The organism is Bacillus sp. SH5-2, assembly GCF_008368905.1.
Lineage (GTDB): Bacteria > Bacillota > Bacilli > Bacillales > Bacillaceae_G > Bacillus_A > Bacillus_A luti.
Genome location: NZ_QOSD01000016.1, coordinates 19,936 through 34,304, shown reverse-complemented (window position 1 = coordinate 34,304; position 14,369 = coordinate 19,936). Strand labels below are relative to the sequence as shown.

Genomic DNA, 14,369 nt, shown 5'->3' with positions numbered 1-14,369 from the left:
TGATATGAAATGGTGCAAAAGGTAAAGGAGAGAGTGAAAATTGAAGATATCTTAATGGCTCATAATTGCATGAAAGATATCGTTATTAAAACACCGTTACAACGTGATACAGTTTTATCTGAGAAATATGATTGTGACGTTTATGTAAAACGAGAAGACTTACAATTGATTCGCTCTTTCAAAATTCGTGGTGCTTACAATTTAATCCAAAGTTTACCGAAAGAGCAATTACAAAATGGTGTTGTTTGTGCAAGTGCTGGTAATCATGCGCAAGGAGTTGCTTACACATGTAATTTATTGAAGATTCCGTCAAAGATTTTCATGCCGACGACGACACCTAAACAAAAAGTATCACAAGTACAATTTTTCGGTGGTGATTTTGCAGAGATTGTATTAGTTGGTGATACTTTTGATAGCTCTTTTCAAGAAGCACAGCGTTATTGTGAAGAAAATAGGATGACGTTTGTTCATCCGTTTGATGATCCGTATGTCGTTGCTGGTCAAGGGACAGTGGCAGTTGAAATTATGCATGATATGGAGAAATCGGTTGATTATATCTTTACAGCAATTGGCGGTGGTGGATTAGCATCAGGTGTTGGTACATATGTAAAAGGTGTTAGTCCTGCTACAAAGGTCATTGGGGTAGAGCCAATGGGAGCTGCATCTATGAAAGAGGCTTTTCTTCAAAATGATAATGTGGCATTGGAGAAAATAGATAGTTTTGTTGATGGAGCAGCAGTTAAAAAGGTAGGAAAGTTAACATTTGAAACATGTAAAGATGTAATTGATGACATCGTTTTAGTACCAGAAGGAAAGGTTTGTACGACGATTTTAGAACTGTATAAGAAAAATGCGATTGTAGCTGAACCAGCTGGTGCACTCTCTATTGCAGCGCTTGATTTATACAGAGATGAAATTAAAGGTAAAACAGTTGTATGCACATTAAGTGGTGGAAATAATGATATTGATAGAATGCAAGAAATGAAAGAACGTTCGCTCATTTATGAAGGACTAAAACATTACTTCATTATTGAATTCCCGCAGAGGTCGGGAGCGTTAAGAGAGTTTCTTGATAAAGGATTAGGGCCAGAAGATGACATTACTCGCTTTGAGTACATTAAGAAACATAATAAAGAAAATGGCCCAGCACTAGTCGGAGTAGAGTTGAAACATAAAGAGGACTATGAGCAATTAATTACTCGTTTTAAAGAAAATAATATTCAATTTATGGAGCTTAATAAAAACCCTGTTTTGTTTGATTTACTTATTTAATAGAAGGAAAGGGTTAACATCCAAATAAAAAAGATAGATACAAACGGAGAAATATACTGCTTGTTCTATCTTTTTTATATTTAAACGAAATACTCACCATATTCAAGAAGGATAAAGCTAGCTAGCCAAAAAAATATTGCGATCCGAATGATTACGTACATTGTAAATTCAAAGGAAGAGAGTTTTCTCTCACGTTTTATGTTTTTTAGAAGTCTAACAGAAAAAAAGGAACATAAAAGCAGAACTGCTATAGATATTTTATATACGTTTTCTATAAGACTTATATTTTCTAATAAATTTTTCAGCATATTCATCACCTATTCTCTAATGTATGTTACAGAGAAATGGATCTTGCATTGATTAGTTGCGTTTGTTTATTATTTTCCCCGTACTATCAATTTCTACATCAGTTGAAATCGTTTGTAAATATTGTAGAGCTTTTCTCTTTTCTTCCTCATTTACAGGGGAAACTTGGTTGTTACGGATGATGTAAGGATTGAATGACATTTGGACATCCTTTCCTTTAAAAGTTAAAGTTAATACGCCGGTTTCGGCACTTTTTCCGTTCACATAACTTGGGAATAAAAAGTTTCCTAATGAGTAAGCGACAGGAACGTTATTATAATATTCAAACCCTTGTAACCAATGCGGATGACTTCCAACAATCGCGTCGGCACCTGCTGTAACCATTTTATTTACATATTGTTTTTGATAATCTACTGGACGATTGGATTTTTCGACACCCCAATGCATATAGACAATTAAATAGTCTGCATCTTTCTTTTGCTCTTTAATTGTTTTTGTTACAAGATTTAAATCATATCCATTCGCAACGCCAGGTTTATTGTCATCAGCTACCCAAGTAAAATCAGGCATAAATCGGACGAAGGAAAGGAATTTGAATTTTTTCCCTTTTACAGTCATTTCTCGTGCGGTATATGCATCTTTTGCATTTTTTCCGGCGCCAATGTAAGGGAACTTTAATTTTTCTACGTGAGAGATTGTATCTAATAATCCCTCTTGACCATAATCAAGTGTATGATTATTCCCGATATTTACGATGTCATATCCAGTATTTTTAATAGCTTGTAGTGTGGATGGATCACTTTTAATCCAAAACAGCTGTCCAGGTGCTTTCTTTTCTTTCGTTGTAAATGCTGATTCTAAATTCACGAAAGAAATATCAGCTTTTTTTATTTCTTCTTTTACATGTTGGAATGGATAGTCAGCCCCGTTTTTTTCGATTACCGGACGTAATTGCCAATCAAACATTGTATCACCAGAAAAGGTGAGTGTAATTTCCGGGTCTTCTATTTTCTTGTCGTTTGTTGAAGCAGTTTTGCTAGATTTGTTTTGGAAATCGGGTTTGTCTTTCGCTTTTGAAGTAAAAGAGTAGTTAATTAATACAACAATTGGTGTAATGCAAAAGGCTATTAACAAAAATCGTTTTAGTAAAGTTTTCATAAATACCTTCCCTTTTGAGTTTATCCCGCTATTTGTGGGCAGCAAAATTTCCGCTGATTAAAGTTTCGCTTTATGTATTGCTACAAAAAATTGCGGTTTATGTAGCGAAAAAACATTTGTTAATATTCTCAATATTAAGTTAACATATAGATAACCTGTAAATCAATGAATAAACCAAAATATAGAAATAAAGAATTCGAAGGGTGAAGAATAAGAAATGGTTATATTAGGAGCAGTTGTAAATGGGATTTGTATTATATTTGGTACTTTACTTGGTAAATTATTTAGTAGAATTCCAGAAAGTATGAAGGGAACCATAATGCACGCAATCGGTTTAGCGGTTACTGTGCTTGGACTTCAAATGGCATTGAAAAGTGAAAATTTTCTTGTTGTCATACTAAGTTTAGTCATTGGTACGGTAATCGGGGAATGGCTACAACTAGAGGGAAAGTTAAAACTGTTAGGGGATTGGTTAGAAAATAAGGTTGGATCGAAAGGGAAAGGGAGCATATCAGAAGGTTTTGTAACAGCTACTTTAATTTTTGCAATTGGTGCGATGGGGATACTTGGTGCACTCGACAGCGGGATTCGCGGAAATCATGATATTTTATTTACAAAGGCGATTATTGATGGATTTATTTCTATTATATTAACGACAACTCTAGGGATTGGCGTAGTGTTTTCAGCAATTCCGGTGATTTTATATGAGGGTGGTATTGCGATTTTTGCAACACAAATTAATAGTTTGGTCCCGAAAGAATTAATGAATCAATTTATAGTGGAAATGACAGCTACGGGCGGTATTATGATCGCTGCTATTGGATTGAACTTACTTGGTGTTATTAAAATTAAGGTTGCAAATTTACTGCCAGGTATATTGGTAGTTGGAATAATTGTGTCACTTATTTATGGTTACGGTTTAATAGTTAAGTAGTAGGGGGTGGAGATACATATGGAGGAATTTCAATTTACAAAACGTGTTCATAAAATATTTCAGATTGCAGCAGAAGAGAGTGCGTGTAACATCATTCACCCGGTCCATCTATTTATAGGTATGTGTAAAGAAGGTACAGGAGTTTGCGGGGAGTTATATATGTATTTGTTTCATAAATCGGGTACGGATTTTTTAGAAAAACTTTCAATACAAAAACAAACTGATTTAACGAATCAAGAGTATAAAAAAATAGGGCAATATAAATTATCTTATAAGGCGATAGAAATTTTACAAATAGCGAAGAAACGTATGGAACGCTTTCAGCAAGTATTAATGAACGAAGGTCATGTTATGTATGCACTATTTCGCGCGGATACGTTTATTGAAAATCAACAAATACAAAAAGATATAGTACGCATTATATCTGAGCCAAGAGATTTAGCGGTCGATTTAAAAAGTTTTGTTCCTAATTATAATCATTTAACTTGTAATGTTAGAAGAGCTAACCCTTCTGATTTTGAAAAATTAGTAAGTTTTGTGAATGAGGAATTTGGTGAACGTTGGTTACATTCAATAGAGTATGGATTTCGTACATATAAAGAAAATTTACCTATTTATATAGCTACACAAGAAGAAGTGATAGTAGGTTTTGCTTGTTATGACGTAGTGAGAGGAAAGAAAGGATTGTTTGGTCCAATGGGCACAGCGAAACAAAATCGTGTGAAAGGTGTAGGGAAGCAATTGTTACATCGTTGTTTACATAGTATGAAGCAAGAAGGATATGAATACGCAATTATTGGACAAGCAGGTCCAATTGAGTTTTATGAGAGAAATTGTGACGCTCGTTTAATACAGATAGAGAATAAGTAACCAACTCCATATATGGGAGTTGGTTTTATTATGAAAAAGATGTAGAGATATAGTGATTCTTATTGGAAAATAGCGGGTTTTGTAGTAAATCTTACAAATAAAGCAAATTACTAAACTTTTTACAAGAAAGGGTGTAGAATGGGTATCGAATGAAAGAAGGTGTGAAAATGGCCAGCTGGAAACGAAATTTAATGATTTGTTGGCTAGGTTGTTTTACCACTGCGGCCGGTATGAGCTTAGTAATTCCTTTTTTATCTTTTTATATTGAGGAATTAGGGGTGACTGGCACTTCTAGTATTGCACAGTGGTCGGGACTTGCATTTGGTGTAACGTTTTTAATGGGTGCGATCGTATCACCAATATGGGGAAAGCTTGGTGATATACATGGACGGAAATTGATGCTTATTCGTGCGAGCCTTGGTATGGCGATTATTATGACGCTTATGGGATTTGTAACGGATGTGTATCAATTAGTCGCACTAAGATTTTTAATGGGAGCAGTATCTGGTTTCCTTTCAACGGCGATGACATTTATTGCAGCAGAAACTCCGACAGAGCATTCAGGTTGGGCGATTTCCACAATTTCAACTGGTGGCGTGAGCGGTTCATTACTTGGACCATTACTTGGAGGCTATTTATCTGAATTGATTGGAATGCGCCATGTCTTTCTTGTTACAGGAGCTTTTTTATTCCTTTCTTTTCTAATCGTCTTTTTCTTCTTACATGAAGAAAATCACTCTGCCAAGGCAAAAAAAGCACAGCCGAAAAAAGTTTGGACGATGGTTCCAGCAAAGCATTTAATTATTAGTTTATTTGTAACAACATTTATTATTCAACTTGCTAATATGTCTGTTCAGCCAATTGTTACATTGTACGTGAAAAATTTAGTTGGTCCTCAAACTGCGCATATTGAAACGATTGCGGGTGCAGTTATGTCAGCGACGGGCTTAGCAGTTATTTTAGCAGCACCAAGACTAGGACGATTATCAGATCATATCGGTCCTCAAAAAACGTTAGTAGTAGCATTGTTTGCTGCAGGAATTATTTTTATTCCGCAAGCATTTGTAACCTCAGCTTGGCAACTATTAATTCTTCGATTTTTATTAGGTATCGCACAAGCAGGATTATTACCTTCCGTACAAACTCTACTAAAACAGCATACGCCAACCCATGTAACGGGACGAATATTTGGGTATAATCAATCGTTTCAGTTTTTAGGAAATATGATTGGACCATTACTTGGTGGACAAATTGCAGCGCATGCAGGCTTCCAATACGTTTTCTTCTCTACATCATCACTATTATTTATTGCGTGCATTTGGGTTTATTTTCATAATAAGAACGAAGAGGTATCCGAGAAACGACATTTGGAAGTTAGTTAACTAAGTGAATGAAAAAAGGATGAAGCAACGATTGCTTCATCCTTTTCTTTAAAACTGGAGACAAAGATAACTTAATGTACCAAGCTCATAACTACGATGAATGACTTCACCGTTATTTTCACCACTGCCCATAGCAATAAATAAAGGAACAAAATGCTCTGCTCTTGGTACTGCTAATTGTGCATGAGGCGCATAGTTTTCCCAATTAAACAATGCATCTTTATCGTTAGTCTGCATATGTTTTATAATCCAATCATCAAATTCAATTGCCCATTTTTCAGGTGTAGTTTGATTCCATTTCAGTGCTCGTAAGTTATGAACGGTAACACCGCTACCGATTACTAAAATATCTTCTTGTCCAAGTCCTTTTAATGCTTCTCCAATCTTAAATTGTTCTTTTGCAGAAAGGAATGGATTTACTGATATTTGTACGACAGGAATGTTTGCTTCTGGATACATGCGATGCAAGAGTGTCCATGAGCCATGATCTAAACCTCTCGTCATATTATGATGGACTGCAATGCCTTTATTTTTTAATTTTGTTTCTAACATAGCAGCAATGCTAGAAGAGCCTTTCGCACGATACTTGATTTCGTATAACTCAGGAGGGAAGCCCCCAAAATCATAAATTGTTTCATATTCGTTATCTGATGAGGAAATTGTTAATACTTCACTTTCCCAATGAGCAGTGAAAATAACAATTGCTTTCGGTTTGTATGTTTCACCAAGTGTTTTTAAAAAACTTGTATAATCTGTATCTTGAATAGCGAGCATCGGTGATCCGTGTGCTAAAAATAATGATGGCATCATAGTAGAAACCTCCTAAAATTATATGATTACTTTATGTAAGTAACTATATAATTTTATTTTATATTCGTCAACAAAATAGTTTGACAGCTAATCGGAAAAGGAAGGCATTTGTCATAATGAAAGCAATTGCATATAATATATAGTAAGAAAAATGAATAGCTATTCATTTTTGGAGATACATAACAGATTTGGGGGCTGACGAAATGAACGTACAGGAAAGTTTCGTTACGGCAATGGATGGATCGGAAATTTATTTACGCAAGTGGTTACCGGAAGAAAATCCACGAGGGGTTATTCAAATTGCGCATGGTATGACAGAACATGCAGGTGTTTATACAGACTTTATTGATGCGTTATTAGAAGCAGGGTATGGTGTTTATGCGCATGATCATAAAGGCCATGGGAAAACAGTAAAAAGAGAAGAAGACTATGGTCATTTTGAACCAGATATAGGGTGGAATCAGGTTGTGTCTGATGTGATCTTAGTTTCGGAAATGATAAAAGAAGAGCAGTCATGTCCATTATTCTTACTTGGTCATAGTATGGGATCTTTCCTATCAAGACGAGCTGTGCAACTTAGAGGTGAACTATATGATGGATTTCTTATTTCAGGAACTGGTGGGAATCCAGGGTTTTTAGGAGTCATTGGTCATAAAGTAGCGACAGTTGAGATGAAATTGCGCGGGGCAAAAACGAAAAGTCCGATGCTAAACTTTTTATCTTTTGGAAACTTTAATTCGAACTTTAAGCCTAATCGTACAAATTTTGATTGGCTATCTTCAGATAATGATCAAGTTGATAAATATATTGCGGATCCGTTATGTGGATTCATTTGTACGACGAGTTTTTATCGAGAATTATTTTTTGGTGTATTAGAAGTGAATAAATTAGAAGAATACAAGAAGACGCCAAGCAATCTTCCGATACATATATTCTCTGGAGACCGTGATCCTGTTGGAGATATGGGGAAAGGTGTAAAAGAAGTATATGAAAATTATAAAAAATGTGGTGTGAAAGATGTAACGCTGCGTCTATATGAAAATGGAAGACATGAAATGTTCCATGAAGTGAATAGAGAAGAAGTATTTAATGATTTGATTTCGTGGTTAGATGCGCATATTGGATAAGAAAAAACCTCACTTCAGCATGAAGTGAGGTTTTTTGAAAAACTGGAGGAATGGTTATGAGTGAAATTTGTAAATAAAGAATATGTAGAAATAGATTTTCAAGATGTTAAGAATAATTTCTACTCAACCTTTTTATAAAGCAACAAATGCTCGTTCATAATAGTAGTATAATAGTGAATGAGGTGTTAATAGAATGGAAGATAAAACAATAGGTTTACTATTAGATGTTGTTGGGGAATTATTTTCAGATGAAATTTCAATTGCTGTATCGAATACGAAAGAATATATATACTATCGGCCAAGTAAACGAATTGATTTAAAGATTAGCGCCGGAGATCCTATAAAGGAAGGAACGATTGCTCATAAAGCAATGGTGACGAACCAAAAAACCTCTGAGTTTATTAATCGGGATGTTTTTGGGATTCCTTATCATGGTATGGCGGTACCATTCTCAAACAATAGAAAGCTTGAAGGGTGCGTAACAGCTATTTATCCAGCTTTAACGGATGGAAAATCAGTCGTTACTTTAAAAACAACGGACGGCTGGATTCCGGTTCCTTTTTCAAAGGTCATGTATTTAGAGGCGAAAGATAAAAAGACGTATGTGAATGCAGAAGAGTTAACAGGAACACATAAATACTCTCTACAAGAATTCGAATACTTACTTCCGAAAGATGCATTTATTAGATGCCACCGTTCATTTATTGTAAATGTTAATCATATTAAAGCGATTTATCCTGATACGCATTCTACTTTTTTACTTTCTATGGATAATGGTGAGAGGGTACCGGTTAGTCAATCATACGCTAGTTATTTTCGTAAGCTTCTAGGATTCTAAATTATTCTGCTTTAGAACCTAGATTCGCTGTTTTATCTGAATTTTCGGCATTGTATACTAAAATCCCTATTTGGATACTGTTAAAGTGTAAAATAATTATGAATATTCACAGGGAGAGGGATTACATATGGAGAATAATTTGGATAGAATTAGGGATCAACGTCTGAAAGATCGTGTAGTTACACCTGAAGAAGCAGCTTCATGGATTGAAAGTGGAATGACTTTAGGCTTAAGTGGGTTTACACGTGCAGGTGATGTAAAAGCAGTCCCATTTGCGCTTGTAAACCGAGTTAAGAATGATGAATCTTTTAAAGTAAATGTTTATACTGGGGCTTCTTTAGGTTCTGATGTAGATAAATTATTTGCTGAGGCAGGAATTTTAGGGAAAAGATTGCCTTTCCAAGCTGATGCGACAATGCGAAAAGGAATTAATAACGGAGACTTTTTATTTGTAGATCAGCACTTATCTCATACAGCAGAGTTACTCCGTGCTGACGTTATGGATATAGATTTCGCTATTTTGGAAGCGGTTGCGATTACTGAGGATGGAATGATTATTCCGACGACTTCAATTGGAAATTCCTTAGCATTTTCTTTAAATGCTAAGTCCATTATTATTGAAATGAATATGGCTCAATCCGCGCAACTAGAGGGGCTACATGATTTATATGAACCAGGTAAACAAGGAGAAAGGCTTCCGATTCCTCTTGTGAAAACGGATGATCGAATTGGAACGATTGGCATTCCGATTGATGTTGAAAAAGTGAAAGGGATTGTATTTACGAATCAACTGGATTCGCCATCAACAATTGTTCCTCCAGATGAAGAAACTGTTATTATGGCACAGCATTTAATAGAGTTCCTTCGAAAAGAAGTCGAAGTAGGCCGATTAACAAATCGTTTAGCGCCGTTACAATCGGGAATTGGTTCAGTAGCTAATGCAGTTCTTCATGGAATGTTAGATTCCGAGTTTGAAGATTTAGAAGTGTATTCTGAAGTTTTACAGGATGCGGTCTTTGATCTTATGGATGCTGGAAAAGTCAATTTTGCATCCTGCTGCTCGATCACGCTCTCAGAAGAGAAAATGCAACAAGTATTTTCTAACTTTGAAAAATATCGTGACAAATTAATGATGCGTCCGCAAGAGATTTCTAATCATCCTGAAATAATTCGTCGCCTTGGATTAATCTCGATTAATACTGCTTTAGAATTAGATATATACGGAAACGTCAATTCTACTCACGTTTTGGGTACAAAAATGATGAATGGTATTGGTGGTTCTGGTGATTTTGCAAGAAATGCCCGCCTAGCTATCTTCGTTACAAAATCGATTGCGAAAGGTGGTAACATTTCAAGTATTGTTCCTTTCATTTCACATGTAGACCATACGGAACACGATGTAGATGTTATCGTTACTGAACAAGGGTATGCGGACTTAAGAGGACTTGCACCAAGAGAAAGAGTGGAACTCATTATTGAGAATTGCGCACATCCAATGTATCGTGATCAACTACGTGCTTATTACGAAGAAGCAAAAACAAGAGGTGGACAAACGCCTCATGTTTTAGAAAAAGCTTTTTCTTGGCATACGAATTATGCTAAAAATGGAACGATGCTTGAGGCGGTAGTAGAAACTGTATAGAAGTGTAAAAATGATTCTTAATATAATATGTTATAAAGATTGAAGGGGAAATTGTTACCTATAATAAAAATGTATAAAAGAAACCTCTTATTTACGAAAATAAGAGGTTTTTTAAATTACTTTTCGAATCATTTTAATAGTTTACATATCGAAAGTGAGGAGAAAAAGTCATGAAGATAAGAGAAGCTTTCTTAAGTGAAGCAAATGAGTTAAGTGAACTCGCACTACATTCAAAAGCAACTTGGAATTATAGCGAAGAATTTATACTTGCTTGTAAGGAAGATTTAACAATTACAGAAGAGTACATAAAAAATCATTTTGTATATGTTTTAGAAAATGAAAATACGAAGATTGGATTTTTCTCATTTTTGCGTAGTGAAAATGCTCTCGATTTTCTATACATTCATCCTGATTATAAGGGGAAAGGATATGGGGAAAAACTTTGGGGATTTGTCGTAGAAAAAGCTATTGGATTAGAGTTAACGAGTTTTACGATTGATAGTGATCCGAATGCAAAAGGATATTACTTGAAAATGGGAGCAGAGTTAATCGGAGAGACACCATCAAATGTTTTTAAGGATCGTTTACTGCCTCTTTTGAAATATAATGTGTAAAACTATGAATAGTAGGAGAAGCTGAGAATGGATAATGTAAAGAAAAAGCAAATATATGAAGCACTAATAAGATCGTGGTCGATTGAAACAAGCTCAAAATGGACAATTGAAAATCCAGCAAAGGGACAATGTGGTGTTACAGCTTTAGTCGTTCAAGACATATACGGAGGAGAGATTAAAAAAAAGTAAGAGAGATGTGGCACTTTTATAACTTTATAGATGGGCAGAGATTTGATTTTACAGAGACTCAATTCAATGGGAAATTGAATTATATGGATGAAAAATCAAATCGGGAAGAAGCATTTGCAGATACAAATGAAAAACAATATAGCATTTTGAAGGAAAAGATAATGAAAGAATTTAAATTATCTTTTGACTCTTAATCTTTAATAAGTTACTATAATGGTGGTAACTTATTAAAGGGAACTTCATAGAGTTGAAAGGGGAAATACTTTTGAAAACAACTTATGTAAACGCTACAATCGTAACGATGAATGAACAAAATGAAGTGATAGAAAATGGATATATCATTGTAGAAAATGATCAAATTATAGATGTGAATAGTGGAGAATTCGCTAATGGTTTTGAAGTAGATGAAGTAGTTGACATGAAAGGAAAGTGGGTTTTACCAGGGCTTGTTAATACACATACACACGTTGTAATGAGTCTCTTAAGAGGTATTGGTGATGATATGTTATTACAACCATGGCTTGAGACGAGAATTTGGCCACTTGAAAGTCAATTTACTCCAGAACTTGCGGTCGCTAGTACGGAATTAGGATTACTTGAAATGGTGAAAAGTGGTACAACATCATTCTCTGATATGTTTAATCCAATTGGAGTAGATCAAGATGCAATTATGGAAACGGTATCAAGAAGCGGGATGCGAGCTGCTGTTTCAAGAACGTTATTTAGCTTTGGAACGAAAGAGGATGAAAAGAAAGCAATTGAAGAAGCTGAGAAATATGTGAAGCGTTATTATAACGAAAGTGGTATGTTAACTACGATGGTTGCACCACATAGTCCATATACATGTTCCACAGAGCTGTTAGAAGAGTGTGCTCGTATTGCAGTAGAAAATCAAACGATGGTTCATATTCATCTTTCGGAAACAGAGCGTGAAGTACATGATATTGAAGCACAGTACGGAAAACGTCCAGTAGAATATGCAGCAAGTTGTGGATTGTTTAAACGACCAACAGTTATTGCACACGGTGTAGTATTAAATGAATATGAGCGTGCATTTTTAGCAGAACATGATGTTCGAGTAGCTCATAACCCGAATAGTAATTTAAAACTAGGTTCTGGTATAGCGAATGTAAAAGCGATGCTAGAAGCAGGAATGAAAGTAGGAATTGCAACAGATAGTGTGGCGTCTAACAACAATTTAGACATGTTTGAAGAAATGCGCATCGCAACATTATTACAAAAAGGTATTCATCAAGATGCAACAGCATTACCAGTTGAAACAGCACTTACACTTGCGACTAAAGGAGCTGCTGAAGTAATCGGCATGAAACAAACGGGATCGCTTGAGGTTGGAAAGTGTGCTGATTTTATTACGATTGATCCGTCTAATAAACCACATTTACAACCAGCAGATGAAGTGTTATCACATCTTGTGTATGCTGCGAGTGGTAAAGATATAAGTGATGTAATCATTAACGGGAAACGTGTCGTTTGGAATGGCGAATGTAAAACGTTAGATGAAGAGCGTATTATATTTGAAGCAAGTCGTTATAAACGAGGTTTACAAAGATAGGTATTTTCAGGATGTGGAGAAACTCTTCTCCATATCCTGTTTTTGTGTCTGAACCTTTTTTATTAATAAAACAGAAGAGAATGATTTAGAAAAAATCACTAGTTTCAAAAACCCTTCACGTAATAATGATTATTATGAAGGATTTTGATGTTTCTTATTTTTTGTCGCGTTGACCCATTTAATAATGTCCTGGATGACGTATTCAGGAACATTAGCAGGGATTTCATATTCACTAGGAAGACTTAATTCCCCATCACCCTCCGTGAAGAAATGATTCAATTTTGGGTATTCATTGAACTGAACATTCCTGCGGTTTGAAAGCCCTTCCTGCCATTTTGTATATTCATTTTTTACTGTTACTTGATAATCGCGTGCTCCTTGCAGAATCAGTAAAGGCTCTTTTCGTGATCTTGCCTCTTCAACTGGACGCCATCTAGAAACATCATACATAAAATGAGGCGATCCAAAATTGTAGCCAGCTGGAGGATGGTCAGGATTGAAAGTAGGATCTTGGATAAAAGCGAATTGTCTTTTTAGTTCATCGATTACTTCCTTTGACGCCCCTAGGTATTGATTCTGATCAATGGCAATGTCAGTCAATGGGCGTGCAGGTGGTGCGAGTAAGATACTTCCTCTAACAAGTGAGGAAGGTGATTTGCTTAGTATACGCGGCATTGTGCCAGCTCCTAGACTATGTCCAAGAATGAAAATATTATTTGGATCAATGCCTTCCTGCTGCGCTGCTGATTTTGCTGCATATATGGCATCATCTGTAGTATCACGGTCTAACGTAACAGGTTCTGCACTCATCTTTAATGCGTGTTCTAAGGTGCGTTTTTCATAGCGCAACACTGCAATTCCGTTGGACGAAAGGCCTACCGCAAGGTCTCGTAAGATTTTTGTTCCCATATATGTACTATCGCGATCATGGATGCCAGCACCATGAACAAGAACAACTACGGGTACCTTTTCACCAGGCTTATGTTTCGGAACTGTTAATGTGGCTGGTAACGGATAGGTAGAATTTCCAATGACGATTTCACGTTCTTGATAGGAAGCAGGTTGATCATATCTAGGATGCGGGATAATATAAGATTCCGGAGGCGTCCTTACCCCAACCTCATCTACTTTCCCGCCAGGTGTGAATTTAAGGAGTAACGGTATGGTAGTTCCTTTAATAGTTCCTGAAATTTCCACCGTCTGATGGACTAAGTTTCGTTCTTTTATCACGGGGGTTCCCATGCTTTTTATCCCGCTCCAGCCACTTTGTGTCCACCAGTTTTGTAATGTGTTTGCTGTAAACTTGGATTGAAAAGCAGCAGACGTCAACTGAAGTGCCTCTGCATACTTATCTTGCTGGAGATATTCAAAAAATAATGATGTACGCTCCGTTAAAGAGACTCGTTTTTTTTCTACAGATGGTTCCTCATGTGTATCCGCGTGAATAGCTGTTGTAAGCGGAAAAGATGAAATGCCTAAAGAAAAGAGCAGGGTAAAGGAAAGTACTGATTTTTGTATTTTCTTTTTTTTATTCATGTTTTAACCTCCAATATGTGATGGTAAAAAACAGGTATGATAAATTAAGGTTCTGTTGTAACAACGTCTAAATCATTGATATGTTCATCTAAAACCAACAGTTCTGGTTTTGGCGTAA

Annotated in this window: 13 protein-coding genes and 1 pseudogene; 10 read left to right on the top strand and 4 right to left on the bottom strand. The window is 35.8% G+C overall.

What is annotated here, in order from left to right; translation table 11 throughout:
* Positions 1-9: 9 nt before the first annotated feature.
* The gene (gene ilvA, locus DN410_RS12255; RefSeq protein ID WP_149176720.1) at positions 10-1,272 is read left to right on the top strand and encodes a threonine ammonia-lyase IlvA; all 1,263 of its coding nucleotides are present in this window, start codon (positions 10-12) and stop codon (positions 1,270-1,272) included.
* An 80-nt stretch (positions 1,273-1,352) separates the two neighbouring features.
* Here the strand turns inward: ilvA and DN410_RS12250 are convergent, their stop codons facing one another.
* Both DN410_RS12250 and DN410_RS12245 read right to left on the bottom strand, forming a co-directional pair.
* The gene (locus DN410_RS12250) at positions 1,353-1,580 is read right to left on the bottom strand and encodes a hypothetical protein (RefSeq protein ID WP_149176719.1); all 228 of its coding nucleotides are present in this window, start codon (positions 1,578-1,580) and stop codon (positions 1,353-1,355) included.
* Between the two features lie 52 nt (positions 1,581-1,632).
* Entirely contained in the window at positions 1,633-2,736 is a 1,104-nt protein-coding gene (locus tag DN410_RS12245; protein ID WP_149176718.1) for a CapA family protein, read from the bottom strand.
* Between the two features lie 217 nt (positions 2,737-2,953).
* Here DN410_RS12245 and DN410_RS12240 point away from each other — a divergent pair, with 217 nt between their 5' ends.
* The 3 genes from DN410_RS12240 to DN410_RS12230 all read left to right on the top strand — a co-directional run bounded on the left by DN410_RS12240 (position 2,954) and on the right by DN410_RS12230 (position 5,922).
* Positions 2,954-3,670, top strand: a complete 717-nt coding sequence (locus tag DN410_RS12240) for a DUF554 domain-containing protein (protein ID WP_149176717.1) — start codon at positions 2,954-2,956, stop codon at positions 3,668-3,670.
* An 18-nt stretch (positions 3,671-3,688) separates the two neighbouring features.
* Positions 3,689-4,540, top strand: a complete 852-nt coding sequence (locus tag DN410_RS12235; RefSeq protein WP_149176716.1) for a GNAT family N-acetyltransferase — start codon at positions 3,689-3,691, stop codon at positions 4,538-4,540.
* A 167-nt stretch (positions 4,541-4,707) separates the two neighbouring features.
* On the top strand, positions 4,708-5,922 hold the full coding sequence (locus DN410_RS12230; RefSeq protein ID WP_097951487.1) for a multidrug efflux MFS transporter: 1,215 nt from the start codon (positions 4,708-4,710) through the stop codon (positions 5,920-5,922).
* Positions 5,923-5,970: 48 nt separating this feature from the next.
* Here the strand turns inward: DN410_RS12230 and DN410_RS12225 are convergent, their stop codons facing one another.
* The gene (locus DN410_RS12225) at positions 5,971-6,732 is read right to left on the bottom strand and encodes a DODA-type extradiol aromatic ring-opening family dioxygenase (RefSeq protein WP_149176715.1); all 762 of its coding nucleotides are present in this window, start codon (positions 6,730-6,732) and stop codon (positions 5,971-5,973) included.
* Between the two features lie 203 nt (positions 6,733-6,935).
* On the opposite strand from DN410_RS12225, the gene DN410_RS12220 reads away from it, so the two are divergent.
* From DN410_RS12220 to DN410_RS12195, 6 genes and pseudogenes are all read left to right on the top strand, one after another.
* The gene (locus tag DN410_RS12220; protein WP_149176714.1) at positions 6,936-7,859 is read left to right on the top strand and encodes an alpha/beta hydrolase; all 924 of its coding nucleotides are present in this window, start codon (positions 6,936-6,938) and stop codon (positions 7,857-7,859) included.
* Between the two features lie 193 nt (positions 7,860-8,052).
* Complete coding sequence (locus tag DN410_RS12215) at positions 8,053-8,697, top strand: LytTR family DNA-binding domain-containing protein (protein ID WP_149176713.1); 645 nt, start codon at positions 8,053-8,055, stop codon at positions 8,695-8,697.
* A 127-nt stretch (positions 8,698-8,824) separates the two neighbouring features.
* Positions 8,825-10,339, top strand: a complete 1,515-nt coding sequence (locus DN410_RS12210; RefSeq protein WP_149176712.1) for an acetyl-CoA hydrolase/transferase family protein — start codon at positions 8,825-8,827, stop codon at positions 10,337-10,339.
* Between the two features lie 170 nt (positions 10,340-10,509).
* Positions 10,510-10,953 (top strand): GNAT family N-acetyltransferase, encoded by a 444-nt coding sequence (locus DN410_RS12205; RefSeq protein ID WP_149176711.1) that lies wholly within the window; start codon positions 10,510-10,512, stop codon positions 10,951-10,953.
* Between the two features lie 27 nt (positions 10,954-10,980).
* Positions 10,981-11,336, top strand: a pseudogene (locus DN410_RS12200) (YunG family protein).
* Between the two features lie 53 nt (positions 11,337-11,389).
* Positions 11,390-12,715 carry a bifunctional S-methyl-5'-thioadenosine deaminase/S-adenosylhomocysteine deaminase gene (locus DN410_RS12195; RefSeq protein WP_149176710.1) on the top strand — a complete coding sequence of 442 codons (1,326 nt, stop codon included), beginning with the start codon at positions 11,390-11,392 and terminating at the stop codon, positions 12,713-12,715.
* Between the two features lie 132 nt (positions 12,716-12,847).
* Here the strand turns inward: DN410_RS12195 and DN410_RS12190 are convergent, their stop codons facing one another.
* Positions 12,848-14,251 carry an alpha/beta hydrolase family protein gene (locus DN410_RS12190; protein WP_149176709.1) on the bottom strand — a complete coding sequence of 468 codons (1,404 nt, stop codon included), beginning with the start codon at positions 14,249-14,251 and terminating at the stop codon, positions 12,848-12,850.
* Between the last annotated feature and the right edge of the window lie 118 nt (positions 14,252-14,369).

Bases quoted from the DNA above. Each gene is read 5' to 3' on its own strand.
- ilvA (WP_149176720.1), top strand. From the start codon at position 10: ATGGTGCAAAAGGTAAAGGAGAGAGTGAAAATTGAAGATATCTTAATG.
- DN410_RS12250 (WP_149176719.1), bottom strand. From the start codon at position 1,580: ATGCTGAAAAATTTATTAGAAAATATAAGTCTTATAGAAAACGTATAT.
- DN410_RS12245 (WP_149176718.1), bottom strand. From the start codon at position 2,736: ATGAAAACTTTACTAAAACGATTTTTGTTAATAGCCTTTTGCATTACA.
- DN410_RS12240 (WP_149176717.1), top strand. From the start codon at position 2,954: ATGGTTATATTAGGAGCAGTTGTAAATGGGATTTGTATTATATTTGGT.
- DN410_RS12235 (WP_149176716.1), top strand. From the start codon at position 3,689: ATGGAGGAATTTCAATTTACAAAACGTGTTCATAAAATATTTCAGATT.
- DN410_RS12230 (WP_097951487.1), top strand. From the start codon at position 4,708: ATGGCCAGCTGGAAACGAAATTTAATGATTTGTTGGCTAGGTTGTTTT.
- DN410_RS12225 (WP_149176715.1), bottom strand. From the start codon at position 6,732: ATGATGCCATCATTATTTTTAGCACACGGATCACCGATGCTCGCTATT.
- DN410_RS12220 (WP_149176714.1), top strand. From the start codon at position 6,936: ATGAACGTACAGGAAAGTTTCGTTACGGCAATGGATGGATCGGAAATT.
- DN410_RS12215 (WP_149176713.1), top strand. From the start codon at position 8,053: ATGGAAGATAAAACAATAGGTTTACTATTAGATGTTGTTGGGGAATTA.
- DN410_RS12210 (WP_149176712.1), top strand. From the start codon at position 8,825: ATGGAGAATAATTTGGATAGAATTAGGGATCAACGTCTGAAAGATCGT.
- DN410_RS12205 (WP_149176711.1), top strand. From the start codon at position 10,510: ATGAAGATAAGAGAAGCTTTCTTAAGTGAAGCAAATGAGTTAAGTGAA.
- DN410_RS12190 (WP_149176709.1), bottom strand. From the start codon at position 14,251: ATGAATAAAAAAAAGAAAATACAAAAATCAGTACTTTCCTTTACCCTG.